Below are 17,905 nucleotides of genomic sequence, written 5' to 3' on the forward strand. Positions count from 1 at the left end.
TAATGAATTTTGTAAAAAATACTAACTGAAAGGTAAATTTACATATTTTCTACATGATACAATTATATATATGATTTGTCAAATTGAAAATGAAATTGAAAAAAAATAGTAATAAAATAACATATTATTGGACTAAGAATATCTGATCTGCTAAAACTTAGAGTGAGAGATGTGAACGGTAAGAGTGATCTTTACATGACAGCTCAAAAGACTGGGAAAGAAATCAGGCTCCCGATCCATAAGACACTGCAGCGTGAGATTGAAGAGCCCATAAAAGATCGGCAAGGATTTGAGTATCTTTTTAAATCAAGAGGAGGTCTTAACAAACCGATCACATCAAAGACAGCATGGCTCAAGATCAAACAGGTAGGTGAATACTTCGGCGTTTATAGACTTGGTACCCGTTCCATAAGGAAGACATTTTAGTATCATTTCTATTTGTCCTCAAAAGACATCGCACATCTCGTGAGCATCTTTGGACATTCTGATCCTAATAAAACACTTGAGGCGAGCAGTGTACAAAAAAATATGGCGCAAGGCATGGAAGTTTACATCTTCCTCAAGTCCTAATTGATTTTGAAGTTTTCGCCATCTTGAGGTTAAGCGATCGCCTCTGACAGGAGAACAGTTATTTGCAGTGAAGAGATGATTGGCTTGACGGCGTTTTAGGCGCAGTGATGATCACTTGATTTCTGCCATCCTTTTTAACCCTGTTCAGCGTCTTATTCACCTTGATCAAATCGTTTTCGATATCTGCATGTGTAAGCGCCAAAATCTCACTTTGTCTGAGACCAGTGAACAATGCGAATAGATAGGTGAACAGACTTTGATCTGCACTATAAGCTTCAGTAAGCAGTGTGATTTCATCACGATCAAGGTGCTTCTTACTTTCAACTTGTCGTAATCCAGTGCCATGCCACTCCTTTCGTAAAAATATTATAATGGCGTGTACATATAAACAGAGGGTAGGGAAGCGAGGACCAGTTGTCTTTTATCATCGACCTTCCAGTTGAGCCTTTCAAGACTCATGACCGTAAACTTTATGGTGTGCAGTTCTTCTGTGACCTTAAATGCCTGTGCAATATCTGCCACAGAGATACCTTTTTGTGACTTTAGATAACCTAATAGATCATATGTAGGAATAAGGTAATCACATGCCCATCTAATCGCGCGAGATTCGTTTCTGTGGGTATTAAGTATATCCAGATATGAATAAGGCGAGTGATTTAGTCGATATGGTGGTAAAGTAGTGGCCTAGTTCATGCGCTAGGACGTGGCGGAACTCGGTTTCGTCTTTGATTTGTCCAATCATAATAGGATAACATGCAAGTCCACGGCTATCGCATGAAAAAACTCTGGAGGAGAATTCATATGGACAAAACAATGTTTAAAAGTGCATTTGAAAATGTAAGCGATTTTAGACAAGAGTGGAAAGTAAAACATAAGCTGATAGAAATAATCTTTACAACAGTGATTGCAATGATTGCAAATGCGAATACATGGATAGAAGTAGAATCCTTTGTAGAGGCAAAAAAAGAATGGTTTAAAAAATATGTGGATTTAGAGAATGGCGTACCTTCTCATGATACGTATAAACGCGTATTTGAAAATTTGGATAGTGATTCTTTTAATAGAGCCTTTATAAGCTGGACAAGCAAGCTATCGAATGAATCCGCTGGCAGAATAATCGCTGTAGATGGAAAAACATCAAGGGGATCACATACAGAAGATAGGAAGGAAGTTGGGACATGATCCCATTAGACACGGAAGGTTCACCATCATAGCTAAACAGAGGAATCACGGCCTTTATAGAGTATTACAAGCGGATGCTTATTAAGCTGTACCCATTTTAGCTATTCAGTACATGATATCATGACTGTTCTACACTTTTAGCTCTGGTTAGCGAGGTAACTATTTAAACCAAAGCTTTAAAAATCAATGATTTTAGGCTTGACAATATAGGAAGGTTCATCCATTTATACAGAAGCGCCATCCTATATTAAATCACTTCAGGTATTTCAATCAGCTGGCATGAAGCTCCTTGGAGTAAATATGGATCGCGAAGGAATTCAATACTGGAATGCCGTTTTGGAAAGAAGAAGTGGGGAAGATGCGCTTTTATATACGATTCCAACCTTTCAAAATCCAACAGGCGTTGTTATGTCTGAAATGAGGCGAAAAGAATTATTTAAGTTTTGTATGGATAACCGGCTGCCAATCATTGAAGATGACGCTTACGGCGATATTTGGCTAGATGAAGAACCACCAAGATCATTAAAAAGCATGGATGAAAATGGAATGGTGCTTTATCTTGGAACTGTCTCTAAAGTATTAGCGCCAGGGTTGAGAATAGGATGGATTGTAGGCGCAGAGTCTGTTGTGGAGCGCTTAGGTGATGTTAAAATGCAAATGGACTATGGTGCAAGCTCTGTTTCGCAGTGGATTGTAAAGGCAGTTTTATCTAGCCCGCAATATGATTTGTATTTGGAAGGGATGCGCGAATCCTTAAAATCCAGAAGAAATTTAATGATTGAAGCGTTAGAAAAATATTTTAAGTCTATAGCGGATTGGCAAATTCCCCAAGGTGGATTTTATATTTGGCTAAATTTGAAACACAATGTGGCAATGGATCAATTGTTTCATTTAGCATTAAAAGAAAGAATACTATTGAATCTAGGCAGTATTTATGATTTTAGGAAAAATAATGCCCTTAGACTTTCATACTCATATATTGATGAAGAAGAGATTATGGTGAGCATTGAAAAATTATCTCAAGTTGTTCAGCGATTACAAAGCTGAGAAGCGGTAGCTTTCTTGTTCGGACGAGTCCTCTTTCAGTTTATGGAGGTTGAGAGTTGGACCACAAAGAGGTTCTACACCATATTACAATGATCCACATTTGCTATAAATCTTGTCTAAGGAAGTCGATTGTGCAAAGTCGACTTCCCTTTTTTTAGTAAAATTAAACTTAGAATACGAATTACCAATAGGCTCGTAGGTAAGCGTGTCAATCTGACTTTCAGTCAAGTTAATTTATCGAGATGTCAAGCTAACTTATCGATATGACAAGTTAGCATACCAAATTGGGTCTAGATACTCTAAATTCAATTCGGAAACAGGCTGGATGGAAATAAATTTTGAAAGGCATTTAATTATGAAAAAATTTAAAATTGAAGGCTATATAGATCCTATAAATATAACAAATGAATTTTTCGTATTTAAGATTTGTGATGAATTTTATAACGRCATTTATCACAAATTTATGGATTTTATTGAGTCRAATGAGTGGGAGTTTGGTGGTGGTATAAGAACTCTAGTTCCTAATGCAGATTTGTTAGGCYATATTACGACTAGCGAAGATATTAGTATTAGTCAAGTTAGGGAGAGCTTGTTAAAACATATGGCGGATAATGACGTCCTGTTTAAAGGTGATATATCTGAATTAAAAGATAAAGTTTAAATAAACGATAACCATAACAAAATTCATTAAATTCAAGAGTATTCATAAAAAGCCCCTACCCACTCAATATTATTGAGTGGGTAGGGGCTTTTTTATAAATGTTATTTTAAACAAATTCACCAATCTCTTGAACTAAGCTTTATTCTTACGCTTATGCATATAATAAAACGGAAGTCCTATAATGTCAGTTGCATGTTCCCCTTCAACGATTTGATGTAACTCTCCACCAGTTGTTTTTTCCTTTTTATACTTTCCCAATTCTTTCTCAAATGCTTCTAAAATACTTGTTAAATGCTCTTTTGGTACAACTTTTTTTGCTAGTGGTATAAATGATTTTTCCTCTTCTTCCATATGGTGTTCAAGGACTTCCTTGAGTACACTGAATTTAGTGTCCCAAGTTTCATTTTCTACCGATGTTTTTTCTAATACACTGAACCGATACATTCCAAGACTATGTTCTTCAATCATTTCGAGAACAACATCAGCATCTTCACCCTTAACATTTTCTTTAACGAGTGGAAATACTACATATTCTTCTTTGATGTGCATCAACACGTCCATACTGTACCTTCATTTCCCTTCTATTGCGTCCATATTTTTTTGAAACACCTTGCTCGGTCACAAATGCCACATGGTAGGTACGTGTGAGTTCCAATGATTCCACCTGTAAGTTCAACGGTGCTAATGGGTGGGTTCATTGGAATGATAATCAAAGCGTATACTCAGTTCGCTTCGCTACCTTCGTAACACTTGCACAATCCTATCGGATTGTATTCAGTGGGCGTTTGCATTCCCACTGAATTAGGAATATGAACCCCCACTTAGAGCAGTGAGGACATCTCCTCAAGGGTTATATAAATCATTCATCGTAACCGGTCCGGGAATCACAGGTCCACCATATCGCCATCCATTAGAGAAAGCCATTTCAGCACTGGACACATCCAAAATAGATTGCAAAAGAAAATTATCCATTGTGGATTCCAACATTGTGTAACGATTTAACGCTGTAGCCGTTTCACCGACAACTGTATCCAACATCTCTTTAAAGGGCGCAAGTTCGCGCTCTATGATATTGGTGATAGACGGATCTGGTGTAATACTTGCGTCCACTTCGATTAGTTGATGTAAATAGTTTGTGATTTTTCCGTCGGATACCTCTAAGTCGATTCGTCCGAGGAATGAACCATGGCAACCGGATTGCATGACAAGCGTGTTGCCTCCTTGTGATCTCTCACCATCAGCCAAATTTAGGCTTCGACTCAATGAATACCCAAATAAACAACTATATCTCAATTGTTATGGAAAACCATTTAAAAAGCAAATGCATATTTATGCAATTGTTAAATTTATAACTAATATACCGAAATAGTTATAAATGTGTATTTTCCAATGTTTTAATATTTCTCTATAACTGAAATTTACGCTTTTAAAGCTGAAAGTTAAAAATATTTTATTTAATTATGCATAAAATCAGTTCATAAGGGTATAAAGATACAATGTGGATGAATAAAGCAGATAAATGCAACTACCGGTTATATGATGGAAACCTGGCATCCCGTATGTGGGAAGGGTTCGTTATCTGATGAATTATATAAAATACACGGGAGGATTAAAATATAGAAGGTGATGCAGAAATACTTTCGGGAAAGATTCAAGAGAAATATGGTAAGACCAAAGACGAAGCAGACGAAGAAATTTGAGCATTTGAAAAAGGAAAATACTAACGTAAAAACCGTCAGAAAATACTGACAAAAAAAGCGCATATTATGAAATACACATCAGGAAATGATACATTTTTTTGAATCTATGAACAATAATAATGTTGAAAGTGAATCAGTTCATACCAACAACGGTGATAACCGCATGGGTAAAAATAATATAGTTTTAGTTGGTATTTTTGAAACAGAGAATATGCGTGATGAAGTATGCGTGATGAAGTTTACTCGTCTTACAGACAAAACAATGCACTTACTGACATAAATGCACCAAAGTTTTAACTTTAGTAATTTCAACATAAAAAATATCTGCAATTTGCAGATATTTCTTTCTTATTTTATGTAGTCGGTTAGATTGACGATTTGAAAAAAATATTGAAAAAGATTTACGCAAAATTGTGGAGACGCTAATTCAATTTGAACATGAAATTCAAAATGATGAACTCAGGATAACTCAGTTGGAACTTGGACGAATTAAATCCAGATACTATGATATTTAGGATCTTGCACCTGAAGGATATCTAATTGTTTCTGAAAAAGGGCTCATTATAGAGTCAAACCTGACGGCTACTTTGATGTTTGGAGAATCAAAGCAAAGTCTAGAGAAAAAACGATTGTTTAAATATATAGCCAGAGAAGATCGAGGCGCAGATAATGATTATCTGAAACCGTTGTTTGAATCCAAGCTGGCCCATGAATGTGAAATTAGAAGGGTGATGTCAGATAACAACATTTAGTAGAGTTTAACCAAAGGAGACCACTGTGTATTTTAAAAAAATTGAAACAAAGGGACTAGCGCATTATTCCTATATGATCGGTGATGGAGATTACATCGCTGTAATCGATCCGATGAGAGATGTAGAAATTTACATGCATGAAGCAAGAAAAGCGGGAATGCGCATAAAGCATATATTTGAGACGCATAGAAATAAAGATTTTATTGTTGGCTCTATGGAACTGGCTGAAAAAACTGGCGCAACAATCTATATTTCGGAACATGAAGATTTGGGGCACGTGTATGGCGAAAAGATTCAAGATGGATTTGAACTCGCCATTGGAAAGATAACTTTAAAGGCGATGCACACGCCTGGACATACATTAGGGCATATGAGTTATGTGGTGTATGAAGAAGGTGTGAAAGAAGCGTTCGTTGTATTTACAGGGGATTGCTTATTCATGGGTGACCTTGGAAGGACGGATTTTTATGGAGAAGAAAACCTTGACAAAATGACGGGTCTTCTATATGAGAGCGTATTCGAAAAGTTGCTTCCATTAGGTGAACATGTGATTTTATGTCCTGCTCATGGTGCTGGTTCTGCATGCGGCGATGCTATGGACGAAAGAACAATGTCATCTTTTGGATACGAAAAGGCAAAGAACGCACTCTTACAGGTGCAATCCAAAAAAACATTTATAGCGAAGTATGCAAAAATGAGAATTAAGCCAAGGTATTTTAATCATATGGAAGTACTTAACGTAAAAGGTTCAGATTTTGTTCACAATGAAGTGGTTCTCAATACACTGACGGTGGATGAACTATCTGATGTGAAATCGGATGTACTTTTGTTTGATGCTAGAACAAAAGAAGGGTTTATCGGGGGACATATACCAGGATCTATATATTTACCCAAAGGTAACTTAACGGCATTCTTAGGATCCATTTATTCACCAGAAGTCAAATTCACATTTATTATCGATGGACAAATTGGGGATATGGAAGATATATATTGGTATTGTAAACGAATTGGATTTGATAATTTTTTGGGATACTTGCCTAATGGTATTGAAATGTGGCAAAAAAGCGGTCGCGAAATCGATCAACTTGAAGCGATATCAGCAAAAGCATATAAGGAAATGGCAAAGGGTGATGACTTTATACTTTTAGATATACGAGACGACCATGAAGTGGAAGAAAAAGATCCAGATACAAATAAAGTTAGTATACCGTTTAAGAAACTCAATGAGAGCCTAGAAAAGATAGAGCCTAATAAGACAATTTACGTGCTTTGTGGTTCTGGAAATAGAGCAACAACGGCTGCTTCCTATCTTAAAGGAAATGGCTACAACGCGGTGGTCATAACTGGCGGGGCAGAAATGTATAGAAATTTTGTTTAATGAAAGTAATCCTGTTTTGGTGTACATTGGAGAGTTATCATGAATACAGATGTAATCATTGTATTTATAATACTTTTGCCATTTATGCAGAATATCGGAGCAGTTGCGTTATTTTTACCTGCGGTAAAGAAAATAGGAAATAAATCAGGCATTAGCCATCAAAAATTGATTATTCATGTCCAATGTGGCAGCAACCGTATTTTATAGGTAACGAACATTTTCAACAAGATAAGGCACACACTTAATTAAAATAGAGTGATATCTCTAAAAAACTATTATACGAGGAGTTAGAAAAGAATATGAAAAAAGAAAATAGTCGAACTATTAGTAAAATGCTTATTATTATTATGCTATTAAGCATGTTTGTTGGCATCTTTCCACAAGATCAAATGACCTATGCTGACAATCCAGTAAATGTTACTTCGGGCTCAGCAGTAAATGTTACTTCGGGTTCAGCAGTAAATGTCACTACAGGTTCAGGTGTTATAGTAAACCTTGGAAATAGTTTTATAAAGAAAATTGAGCTCACAGATGTGAATGGCAATATGCTTGTAGAGCCAGTTTCAAAAGATGCAGAATTGAAAATTAAATATTATTTTGAAATCCCTAACACTATGAATGTGAAAGAAGGGGATCGTTTTACGATTCAGATCCCTAAAACGATTCAATCGATCGATAAGGATTTTTTAAATTATCCATTAAATGATGAAAATGGAAATACAATTGCTAACGCAAATTTCTTTACAGATAATACAATAAAAATTATTTTTACAGATTTTGTAGAAAAAAATGCATTGAGCAATGTGAATGGGAATTTCTGGGTTGAAAGAAGATTTGAAAGTTCTAATATCGACAATCAAGGTGATACTAGTATAATTTTTGACCTCAATGGAGAAAGCAATTATGAGATTAAAGTGAATTTTGGGACAACGCCAGAAGAAACGAAAGTAAACATTTCAAAGACAAATAATTACAATGCTCAAAACAATGAAATTACTTGGGAAATTGAACTTAAACCAAACTCAGAACCGACCTCAAATTTGCCAATAGAAAACGTTATCCTCGACGATGTAATAGAAGATACACAAACCTATATAGGGGGGGCGTTTACGATTAAGAGCAATATACTAGGATGGGATCAAAATACTTCAGTAGATGTCACTGAACCCAGTGGTGCTTTGAAAGCGCTAAAAGTTGCTTTTAAAAATGCAATTAACACGAATCCAAATGAAGTTTATACAATCAGTTATAAAACAACACCTGATATAACAGCGTTTACATCAGATTCACAAACGATTTCATTTAAAAATATTGCGGATGTACAATATTTAGATATAGATACTAAAGCTGTTAAGAAAGAGACTGCAATTTCCAACCGTAATATAAAATCTGATTTTATAAAAAAATGGGGATCGCATAAGAGTACGACTAAACAAATTGAATGGACAGTTAAGATTAATAATAACTACTTCACGTTACCTGCAGGCACTAAAATTGAAGACACTATCCCTGCAGGATTAGCCTTAGATACCAACAGCATAAAGTTTGATAATGTGCCAGTGACATTAGGTGCGAATTTAACTTATTCGGGGAATGTATTGACTTATACAATGAGCAATGAAATAAAAGAACCGCATGTATTGGTCTATACAACTGATGTTGTTGATCCGAATGCATATGTATCTAATGATTCAAAAGTTTATAAGAATACAGCCAAGTTGATTGGAACAGGTATACCAAGCAACGCATCTGTGGGCGTAAATGTAAAAGCAAATACAGAAGTCATAAGTAAAAAAGCCAATAATGCAAATTCTTCAACTCATGAAATTGAATGGCAACTTGTTGTCAATAAAAACAAGATAAACATTGAGTCGCCTCTTATCACAGATACTATTCCAGTGGGGCTATCCTATGTTGTGGATTCTTTTAGTGTTAATGACGTCGCTACAAATACTGGTTTTCATTACGATGCGACAACAAATGTGTTTGCGTATAATTTTGAGGGGCATAAAACAGGTGCTAACACAAGCATTGATAACACTTATACTTTAAAATATAGAACTAAGGTTTTAGACAATACAGTATATGCAGTAAATGGAAGTCTATATTTTATCAATAAAGCAGATTTAGAGGGCGATAATATTCCTAAGTCATCTGTTACAGCAGGCAAAACTTATGTAAGTAAACTAATTGATAAAAATGGTATTGGTTACGATTATATCGACCGAACTATAACGTGGGAAATTGTTGTTAACCAAAATAAAATGGCGATACAAAATGCACGTATTGAAGATATTATTCCTGAGGGACAAGCATTTGTGGCTGGATCAGTCAAAATAAATGGAACTGATGCAAAAGCAGCAGCAACCGATGGGTATCGTTATGATAAAAACAGCAAATTATTCACATATAATTTCCCATCGATGATTAATACAGAACAAAAAATAGTATTTAAGACTCAAATCACAGATTTGGCACTTTTCAATACAAATGGATCAAGTGTTATCGAAAATACTGCAAAACTTTTTGGAGATGATATTCCAAATTATATTGAAGATAAAGGCACTCAATGGATCGATCGTGTAGTTGTAAAGAAAACAGGAAAATATGATGCTGGCGATACTTTTATAGAGTGGGATGTTGTTATTAATAAAAATCTTCAAATGATTAGTACGCCTGTTCTTGAAGATATCTTACAGGAAGGATTGGCTTTAGATAGTGCCACTGTTAAGTTGTATGAGTTAAATGTTAAATCAAATGGGTCATATACAATTGGGGATGAGATTGAAGTTTTATCAAGCAACATTGATTATGATGCAGCAACTCGACTTTTTACATTCAAGTTTAATAAAACAATCGATAAAGCCTATCTGTTAAAATTTCAGACAGATATTGATTCCACTCATAAGAATGCAACTTTTACCAATAGCATCAAATTTAAAGGTAGCTATGGTGAAGAAAGTGGCGATTCTTCTAATATAAAGGTTGCAGTTCAAGAGGTAGGTGGTGCGGCTTCAGCGAAGAACGGAAGCTTAACACTTATTAAAGTAGATAAAGACAACTCATCACTTAAACTTCAAGGGGCTGAGTTTAAAATGTTTAATAAATTTGGAGATATGGTAGGAACCATTGTGACAACCGATTCAAACGGAAAGATCGTATTTGATAAGTTGAAATTTGGATTGCCTTACACTCTCAAAGAAATAAAAGCGCCAACAGGTTATAAAATTATCGGTAACGGTGAACATACTTTTACGTTAAGTAGTGCGACAAAGGATATCACCTACACGATGGAAAACCAATTGATTAAAAGCATTAAAATTAAAAAAATAGATAAAGCAGATAATTCTGTAGTGCTTTCAGGTGCAACATTTGAAGTGAAAGATTCAAAGGGTGCAGTTGTTAAGACGGTTACAACAGGACAGGATGGTATAGCGTTAATAAATGATGTTGCTCTGGGCGCATATAGTGTAAAAGAAACGAAAGCACCAGCAGGTTATACACTAGAGGATACAACGTTCAATGTTAATGTGGATACCAATTCACCAGCAATAGTTGAGGTTGTAAGAGTGAATGAAAGGGAACCAGGTCCAACGTTAGATCAAGATAAAGATCCGACACCGGACCCAAATTCAACACCGGACCCAAATCCAACACCGGACCCAGATTCAACACAGGAAACTACTCTGGTAGATGATGAAAAAATACCTGCTGGTGGTGATGTTGATATTCCTGAATCTGGAGAAACGAGCGTACAACCCAATGGGACAGAAGATGAATTTTTTGTAGAAATTGATAATGAAGAAATACCTTCAGGAACAATTATCATTGATGTGGATGCTTTGCCACAAACAGGGGAAGCATCACCACTACTCATGTATCTTGTGGGGATCTTGTTGATAGGATGTGGCGTATTTACAGGCGTCAGATTTAATAAATCAAAAAAATAATCACTAAGATATAGGCATGATGGGTTTCTGAAATAAAAAAAGACCCATTATGCTTTTATTATCGCAAATAGAGTTGAGTTGAAGCTTTTAAAGAAGGGCGTTAACCTCTGAAAGGCATTGGCTTAATTTGATGTAAAGGGGTAAGCCCGTTATGAAAAATAATATAAAAATAATATCTGTAATACTTATATTGCTGGGCTGTGCTCTGATCATATATCCAAGTGCGAGTCATTTTTATTACGAAAGTAAGCAAAAAGAACTGATGGAGAGTTTTTTAAACCACTTACAATCTGTAGATTCCGTTAAGGATGATACTACAGAAGTCCAAAAGCGTCTTATAAATAATAGCAGTGAAGTGGTCCTAAAACCTAAAATTGAAAAGGGTAAAATAGATGCGTTAGAGGTGTCGGAAGCGTATGAAGAAAATATTTTGCCTTCTGCAGAAATGGAAAATCCAGATCCTATAGAGACCTTAGAAAATACAATGCAGAAAAAGAACAATATGAAAGATTGGCCAATAGAAGGTAGTTTGAAGATCGATAAAATAGATTTGTATCTGCCCATAATTGAAGGCGCCTCAGCTACACATCTCAACATATCCATAGCCAGTTTAAATGAATCTGGAAAACCGTGGTTAAATAATAATTATGCTATTGCAGGGCATAGAAGCAGAACTTATGGGAAAAATTTCAACAGATTAAATGAGATAGAAATTGGGGATGAGATATGTGTTGTGGATAAAGATAATAATCAATATGTATATGAGGTAAATGGTATAAGTATTGTGGATGAAACAGATTTTTCGGTGCTTGAAGATAATGGGATTAGTGAAATTACATTAATTACTTGCGATCCGATCAATGTTAAACACCCACCTACAAGACTAATTGTGAAGGGCATTTTAAAAAAAATGAAATAAGTTGTTTCTATCAACAACTTTGAGGTATAATGTAAATAATTAAATAAAAATAATTAACAAAAACTTTTCACCGATAATAGCAAACTATTGGAAACGATAGGACGCAAAGCTAATGGGCCTAAACACTAGAATGGCAGCCAAGCTACCGAAAGGGGAGTTTTTTCATGAAAAAAATGGTATTATTTTCTGTTCTTTTTTTTATAGCTTCGATGTTCAATTTTTCTTTTGGTCAAGATTTAGTGAATATTGATACGACAAATGAAGGTGTTGTTGGCATTGAGTATAATGCAAAAAATTTAGAGGATACTAGAGTTGTTGTTCAAAAAGGAAATGAAAAATATGTATATCGTATGCACAGCAACAATGCAATTTTTCCATTGCAAATGGGGAATGGTATTTACACGGTGACTTTACTTGAGCATGTAAATGGAACTAAGTATAAAGTTATTTCAAGTGAAGATATTGATGTAACATTGAAACAGGTCAACACTGTTTTTTTAAGTTCAATTCAAAGGGTTCAGTGGGATGATACGATGGTACCAATTATAAAAGCAAAAGAATTAGTTGCTGGTCTAAACGGTGATCGAGCAAAAGTTGAAGTGATATACGATTATATTGTTAATGGTATTGCATATGATTATCAAATGTTGTCTTCAGTGAGCAATACTTACCTACCTAATATTCAAGTTGTATTTGATAAAAAAAGTGGCATTTGTTATGACTATGCATCTTTATTCGCAGCGATGCTGAGAAGTGTAGATGTTCCTACCAAATTAGTCATGGGACATACAACCAATTTGGATGCGTATCATGCGTGGAATGAAGTATATGTTGAAAGTGAAGCTAAATGGATCATTATAGATACAACAATTGATGCACAGTATATTCAAAAAAATAAGACTGTAGAAATGGAAAAAAATAAAAGAGATTACACAAGCGAACGTATATATTAAATTGATTTGTAATTGAATTCTTTTCCCTGGAGAATCGGTGTTAAGCAGACCTTCTTCGGGGTATTTTTATGTGCAATTTGGAGTAAGGTTGAGCACAGGAAAGAAAATCTGTTTTTATTAGAAATCTCAGGGTATAAAAATACCATCGATAGCTGAAGATAACAATCGTAAGAGACTTTTCACCGATAACGGCAAACTATTGGAAACAATAGGACGCAAAGCTAATGGGCCTTAACACTAGAATGGCAGCCAAGCTACCGAAGGGGGGATTTTTATGAAAAAAATGATGCTATTTTTTATTTTTGTATTTACGACTTCACTCTTTAACTTCTCATTTGGACAGAATTCGATGGATATTGACACAACAAATGAAGGGGTTGTTGCCATTGAATATAATGAAGAAAAATTAGATGAGATTAGAATTATCATTCAAAAAGAATCTCAAAAGTATGTGTACCACATGCATAATGCTCAAGAGTATTTCCCGTTACAGATGGGAGAAGGTGTTTATACAGTAACTTTGCTTGAAAATGTAAGTGGAAACAAATATAGAGTTATTTCAAGTGAGAATATTGACGTAACTATAGATAATGAGAATGCTGTTTTTTTAAATTCAATTCAAGTAATTCAATGGGATGATTCAATGTTAGCAGTTAAAAAAATAAAACAGTTGGTAACAGGTATTGAAAATGATAGAGAAAAAATTAAGGTAATATATGAATATATCATTAATAATATTGAGTACGATTATTATAAGGCTTCTATTGTGAAAAATGATTACTTACCAGAAATTGAATTTATATTTAATTCAAAAAGTGGAATATGTTATGATTATGCATCTCTGTTTGCAGCAATGTTAAGAAGTGTTGATATTCCAACAAAGCTTGTTATGGGATACACGACTTATTTTGATGATTATCATGCGTGGAATGAAGTCTATATATCAAGCGAAGACAAATGGATCGTTATAGATACAACGATTGATGCTCAATATAGACAAAAAGATATCGATGTTAATATGGAAAAAAATAAAAGTGATTACACAAATCAACGTGTATACTGATTCCTTTTTTTAATTTATCCATATATCGTAGAAGTCTATGAAAAGGTGAATCGGTTTGTATCCACGTTGTTATGGTCTCCTTGTGATCTTTCGCCATCAGCCATATTTAGGCTTCGACTCTATGGATACCCAAATAAACAACTATATCATGGTCGTCACGGAAGAGTATCTAAAAACGAGTGTATAAATATACAATTGTTAAAAAAATAACTAATATATCAAAATAGTTATAAACTTGAATAAATCAACGTTTTTATATTTTTTTAAAAGCAAACTTTTATATTTTGAAAACGTGATATTTAAATTTTTTATTGAATTATGCATAAAGTCTGTTTCAATGGGTATAAATATACAATCCGAATGAATAAAGCGGAGTAGGTACAACTACCGGTTATATGATGGAAACCGAGCACCCGGTATGCGGGAATGATTCATTATCGGATGGATCAATATAAAATACACGGGAGGCATAAAATGAACGAATCAATTTTAAAAGGAAAATGGAAACAAGTTAAAGGAAACGTAAAAAAACAGTGGGGTAAACTTACTGATGATGAAATTGATGTTATAGAAGGTAATGTAGAAATTCTTTCGGGAAAGATTCAAGAGAAATATGGTAAGAGCAAAGACGAAGCGGACGAAGAAATTAGAGCGTTTGAAAAAGGACAATACTAACGCAAAAACCTTGTTTTGCCTGACCCGTCCTCGTCTAACCACTTAGAGCGGTTAAACATTCCGGCCTCTAAGCTGGACGAAAATTAATGATATGCAATAAAAGAAATATCTGCAAATTGCAGATATTTCTTTATGGATCAAAGCGTATACTCAGTCCGCTATGCTACCTTCGTAACCCTTGCGCAATCCGTTAGGATTGCATTCAGTGGGCGTTTGGACTCCCACTGAATTAGGGAGATGAACCCCCACTTTAAGAAGTGGGGGTTCATCTCCCCAAAGGTTATATACATTAGGTAAGATTATTCATGTGAAATTAAAGGTTAGGGTGTCAAAAGTCAGTTTCGCATTAATCCTCTACCCTATGCTGTATCACGTACTTCCCGTAAACGACATCATAGGGGAGAGGGGTGCTCAACTTTTGGCTTTTGACACCCTAACCATTAAACAAATGAAAATTATACACGCCAACATTAGTGTGATTCATTACCACGAGAGTTCATAGTTGAAGAAGGAAGGCGCATCGTGAAAAAAGTAAGCGATAAAAATATTGAAAAGAATTTGCGCGAAATTGTAGAAACATTAATAACTAAGGAAGACAAATACAAGGATGAAAAATTGGAGCATTTGTCACTTAGAGAAATTGATGCGCTTTTTCATGAATTAAAGGTATATCAATTTGAACTTGAAATGCAAAATGATGAACTTAGAAGAACACAGTTGGAACTTGAACGTATTAAAGCCAGATACTTTGATATTTATGATCTAGCGCCTGAAGGTTATTTGATTGTTTCAGAAAAAGGACTCATTATTGAGTCAAACCTGACGGCTGCGTTAATGTTTGAAGAATCAAAGCATAGTCTTGAGAAAAAACGATTGTCTAAATATATAGCCAGAGAAGATCGAGGCACATATAAGGATTATCTGAAACAGTTATTTGAATCCAAGTTGACCCAAGAATGTGAACTTAGAATGGTAATGGGGGATCGGTCTAGCTTTTGGGGGTATATGAAATCTACTGTTGCTATGGAAAATGAATTGTCCGTTTGCAGAATGGTTATAAGTGATATTACACCTAGAAAAACAGCTGAGATGAAGTTGAAAGAAAGTGAAGAAAAACTAACTTATTTAAGCACGCACGATCACCTTACGGGATTATATAACAGAAGATATTATGAACAGCAGCTAAAGATTTTAGACACACAAGAGAATCTTCCGCTTTCGATCATTATGTTTGATGTCAATGGTTTAAAGTTAGTTAACGATTCCTTTGGACATGATTTAGGAGATGAACTTCTTAATAAGGTGTTATCCGTCAAATTAAAAGCACCACCATCAGTCGCATTGTTTAATCCTAAATCGTGCCTAGTCTAGGGATCAGAAGCAAATTATTAGCGGCCTAATGAGCACATTAAATAAACTGCCTCATATTTAGTGCATATTAAATGATCCAAAGAAAAAAAGCGAGTGACCTCGCTTATGATTTGAGTTAAATATCTATATATGAACTAATCGCCTTCAAGGCATAAATAATGCTGATGGCATCTGTTTTTGAAAAATTCGGATGATAATTCGTAAGGCGTTCTAAGTTCCAGAAGGTATCGGTTAGTGCCGCAAGTTCAGTTGCCACGCCATGGSTAGGAATACATAAGAAGTTACCATGGGCGTAGTGACCACAAATGATGTGAAAACAACTTCCACGAGCGGTTATTTTTATCTCATAGGGATGAACGGTAGTGAGCAACTGGACTTGACCTTCCCAAGAGCCAGACTTAGATTTACTTTTAGAACAACGATAATCAAAAATCATAAAAAACCTCCTAGAGTTCAGTATCGTTAATGGCTTGCATGACCATGTCAGTATTAATAGATGACGCTTTGTGACTTTCGCCGATGAGTAAGCTCGCGTTGCAAAACTTATTGATAATTCGGGGTGTGCCATCGGCGGCATTGAGTATGGCTTCGATAGCATTATCATCGAAAATGGATTGAGTGCATCCAGCACCTTTAAGCTTATCATTTATATAGCATCGACCTTCTTCTTTTGTTAAGCCCCCCATGTCATAGTTCATCACGATGCGCTGACGAAAGGGCTCATGGATGCCCAAACGAAGTGTTGAATTGAGAGAAGGCAGTCCAGCAAGGAGTATGGCAGCGCGATCTCTAGAATCCATTTCAAAGTTAAAGAGAATCTTAAGGTCATTGAGAATGGCGGTATTGATATAGTTGGCTTCATCAATGATAATAACGGGTGTTTTTCGTTTTTCAATGGCAAGTCGTGAAATTTCATCTTGAATAGTTCTGAAATTATCAGGCTTACGAAAAGCGGGTTGCGCTCCAAGTTCTACAGCAAGATTGCGGTAAAAATCATTAGCTGTGAGCGTAGAAAAACTAGAGTAAATCACCTTATATAAAGAGGGATTGAGGTTATTCGCCCAGTGCCTGATAGCAGTGGTTTTTCCGCGACCAGGAGTGCCCGTAAGAAGACCAAATCCCTTTGTTTTGACTAAATAATCAAGACGGAAAAGGGTTTCACGATATTCTTTGGTGTCAACAAGAACTTCTTTAGAATTCTTTAAAAAAGGGTTGAATTCCAAACCGTAGCGGGCGATATAGTTCATGTTCATACTTCTTCACCTCTATACAAATGTAACTTTTCTCGTTTAACAAAGGCGTTTTCGTGTTTGTTGAGTAATCGGATAGGTGTAAAAGTGCCATCGTGTTCAACAATAAAAATAGATGCCATATCCGCAGAGTAGCGTAGGCGAACTCTTTGCTTTGCAAAGCGATAATCAACTTCATACTCAATCTGATCGATGGTGATGACACAATCGATGGAAACGCGCCTTTCAATTTCAAGGAGGAAGTGTTTTTGAATCTCCTCATCAGTAAGACGCCTGATGCGTTCGGGTTCTGAAAAGAAGCGATCCTGTGGAGAAGACCCTTTAAGTGAGGCGTGTGGTGACTGATTATACCTTTGGACGTAAGCTAAAAGATTACCACGCAACTCATCAAGGGAATGAAAATCCCGAATATCCAGAGCCGCAAGCCATTGATC

General features: G+C 35.5%; 20 protein-coding genes, 1 pseudogene and 2 riboswitches. Of the genes and pseudogenes, 14 read left to right on the plus strand and 7 right to left on the minus strand.

The window, feature by feature from the left end; translation table 11 throughout:
• The first annotated feature begins 138 nt into the window (after positions 1 to 138).
• Entirely contained in the window at positions 139 to 426 is a 288-nt protein-coding gene (locus F3D3_RS21695; protein WP_255364414.1) for a tyrosine-type recombinase/integrase, read from the plus strand.
• A gap of 202 nt (positions 427 to 628) precedes the next feature.
• Here F3D3_RS21695 and F3D3_RS24330 read toward each other — a convergent pair whose 3' ends face one another.
• Positions 629 to 802 (minus strand): hypothetical protein, encoded by a 174-nt coding sequence (locus F3D3_RS24330; RefSeq protein ID WP_175438448.1) that lies wholly within the window; start codon positions 800 to 802, stop codon positions 629 to 631.
• Positions 803 to 936: 134 nt separating this feature from the next.
• A complete protein-coding gene (locus tag F3D3_RS24335; RefSeq protein WP_175438449.1) occupies positions 937 to 1,092 on the minus strand; it encodes a hypothetical protein in 156 nt (51 codons plus the stop codon).
• A gap of 279 nt (positions 1,093 to 1,371) precedes the next feature.
• Between F3D3_RS24335 and F3D3_RS21700 the strand changes: the two genes are divergently transcribed.
• The 3 genes from F3D3_RS21700 (at position 1,372) to F3D3_RS21710 (ending at position 3,460) form a co-directional block, all read left to right on the plus strand.
• Positions 1,372 to 1,752, plus strand: a complete 381-nt coding sequence (locus tag F3D3_RS21700; RefSeq protein WP_069876533.1) for an ISAs1 family transposase — start codon at positions 1,372 to 1,374, stop codon at positions 1,750 to 1,752.
• A gap of 222 nt (positions 1,753 to 1,974) precedes the next feature.
• Complete coding sequence (locus F3D3_RS21705; protein WP_255364415.1) at positions 1,975 to 2,799, plus strand: PLP-dependent aminotransferase family protein; 825 nt, start codon at positions 1,975 to 1,977, stop codon at positions 2,797 to 2,799.
• A gap of 355 nt (positions 2,800 to 3,154) precedes the next feature.
• Positions 3,155 to 3,460, plus strand: coding sequence for a hypothetical protein (locus F3D3_RS21710; protein WP_139132176.1), 306 nt, complete (start codon positions 3,155 to 3,157; stop codon positions 3,458 to 3,460).
• Positions 3,461 to 3,592: 132 nt separating this feature from the next.
• Here the strand turns inward: F3D3_RS21710 and F3D3_RS21715 are convergent, their stop codons facing one another.
• Both F3D3_RS21715 and F3D3_RS21720 read right to left on the minus strand, forming a co-directional pair.
• Positions 3,593 to 4,021, minus strand: coding sequence for a hemerythrin domain-containing protein (locus F3D3_RS21715; protein ID WP_069876536.1), 429 nt, complete (start codon positions 4,019 to 4,021; stop codon positions 3,593 to 3,595).
• Positions 4,022 to 4,303: 282 nt separating this feature from the next.
• Positions 4,304 to 4,723 carry a hypothetical protein gene (locus F3D3_RS21720; protein WP_139132177.1) on the minus strand — a complete coding sequence of 140 codons (420 nt, stop codon included), beginning with the start codon at positions 4,721 to 4,723 and terminating at the stop codon, positions 4,304 to 4,306.
• A gap of 543 nt (positions 4,724 to 5,266) precedes the next feature.
• Here F3D3_RS21720 and F3D3_RS24340 point away from each other — a divergent pair.
• From F3D3_RS24340 to F3D3_RS24795, 10 genes are all read left to right on the plus strand, one after another.
• Positions 5,267 to 5,440: a hypothetical protein gene (locus F3D3_RS24340; RefSeq protein WP_175438450.1), complete on the plus strand. Its 174-nt coding sequence runs from the start codon at positions 5,267 to 5,269 to the stop codon at positions 5,438 to 5,440.
• Between the two features lie 310 nt (positions 5,441 to 5,750).
• Complete coding sequence (locus F3D3_RS24345) at positions 5,751 to 5,912, plus strand: hypothetical protein (RefSeq protein WP_175438451.1); 162 nt, start codon at positions 5,751 to 5,753, stop codon at positions 5,910 to 5,912.
• 25 nt (positions 5,913 to 5,937) lie between these two features.
• The gene (locus F3D3_RS21725) at positions 5,938 to 7,290 is read left to right on the plus strand and encodes a rhodanese-like domain-containing protein (RefSeq protein WP_069876538.1); all 1,353 of its coding nucleotides are present in this window, start codon (positions 5,938 to 5,940) and stop codon (positions 7,288 to 7,290) included.
• Between the two features lie 39 nt (positions 7,291 to 7,329).
• The gene (locus F3D3_RS24350) at positions 7,330 to 7,497 is read left to right on the plus strand and encodes a hypothetical protein (RefSeq protein WP_175438452.1); all 168 of its coding nucleotides are present in this window, start codon (positions 7,330 to 7,332) and stop codon (positions 7,495 to 7,497) included.
• Between the two features lie 92 nt (positions 7,498 to 7,589).
• Entirely contained in the window at positions 7,590 to 11,240 is a 3,651-nt protein-coding gene (locus F3D3_RS21730) for an LPXTG cell wall anchor domain-containing protein (protein ID WP_069876539.1), read from the plus strand.
• Positions 11,241 to 11,391: 151 nt separating this feature from the next.
• Positions 11,392 to 12,159: a class D sortase gene (locus F3D3_RS21735; RefSeq protein ID WP_069876540.1), complete on the plus strand. Its 768-nt coding sequence runs from the start codon at positions 11,392 to 11,394 to the stop codon at positions 12,157 to 12,159.
• 68 nt (positions 12,160 to 12,227) lie between these two features.
• Positions 12,228 to 12,309, plus strand: a riboswitch (cyclic di-GMP riboswitch).
• A gap of 14 nt (positions 12,310 to 12,323) precedes the next feature.
• On the plus strand, positions 12,324 to 13,112 hold the full coding sequence (locus tag F3D3_RS21740) for a transglutaminase family protein (RefSeq protein WP_069876541.1): 789 nt from the start codon (positions 12,324 to 12,326) through the stop codon (positions 13,110 to 13,112).
• Between the two features lie 180 nt (positions 13,113 to 13,292).
• A riboswitch (cyclic di-GMP riboswitch) is annotated at positions 13,293 to 13,374 on the plus strand.
• Positions 13,375 to 13,386: 12 nt separating this feature from the next.
• Positions 13,387 to 14,175: a transglutaminase family protein gene (locus F3D3_RS21745; RefSeq protein WP_069876542.1), complete on the plus strand. Its 789-nt coding sequence runs from the start codon at positions 13,387 to 13,389 to the stop codon at positions 14,173 to 14,175.
• 474 nt (positions 14,176 to 14,649) lie between these two features.
• Positions 14,650 to 14,850: a CsbD family protein gene (locus tag F3D3_RS21750; RefSeq protein ID WP_069876543.1), complete on the plus strand. Its 201-nt coding sequence runs from the start codon at positions 14,650 to 14,652 to the stop codon at positions 14,848 to 14,850.
• Positions 14,851 to 15,372: 522 nt separating this feature from the next.
• The gene (locus F3D3_RS24795) at positions 15,373 to 16,221 is read left to right on the plus strand and encodes a GGDEF domain-containing protein (protein ID WP_069876544.1); all 849 of its coding nucleotides are present in this window, start codon (positions 15,373 to 15,375) and stop codon (positions 16,219 to 16,221) included.
• Positions 16,222 to 16,336: 115 nt separating this feature from the next.
• Here the strand turns inward: F3D3_RS24795 and F3D3_RS21760 are convergent, their stop codons facing one another.
• The 3 genes and pseudogenes from F3D3_RS21760 to F3D3_RS21770 form a co-directional block, all read right to left on the minus strand.
• Positions 16,337 to 16,657 carry a DUF6618 family protein gene (locus F3D3_RS21760; protein ID WP_069876545.1) on the minus strand — a complete coding sequence of 107 codons (321 nt, stop codon included), beginning with the start codon at positions 16,655 to 16,657 and terminating at the stop codon, positions 16,337 to 16,339.
• Between the two features lie 10 nt (positions 16,658 to 16,667).
• A complete protein-coding gene (locus tag F3D3_RS21765) occupies positions 16,668 to 17,474 on the minus strand; it encodes an ExeA family protein (RefSeq protein ID WP_242877126.1) in 807 nt (268 codons plus the stop codon).
• Positions 17,471 to 17,905: pseudogene (locus tag F3D3_RS21770) on the minus strand (IS481 family transposase); the annotation flags it as partial. The pseudogene F3D3_RS21770 and the gene F3D3_RS21765, both read right to left, overlap by 4 nt.

Origin of the sequence: Fusibacter sp. 3D3 (genome assembly GCF_001748365.1) — a bacterium.
Classification (GTDB): domain Bacteria; phylum Bacillota; class Clostridia; order Peptostreptococcales; family Acidaminobacteraceae; genus Fusibacter_A.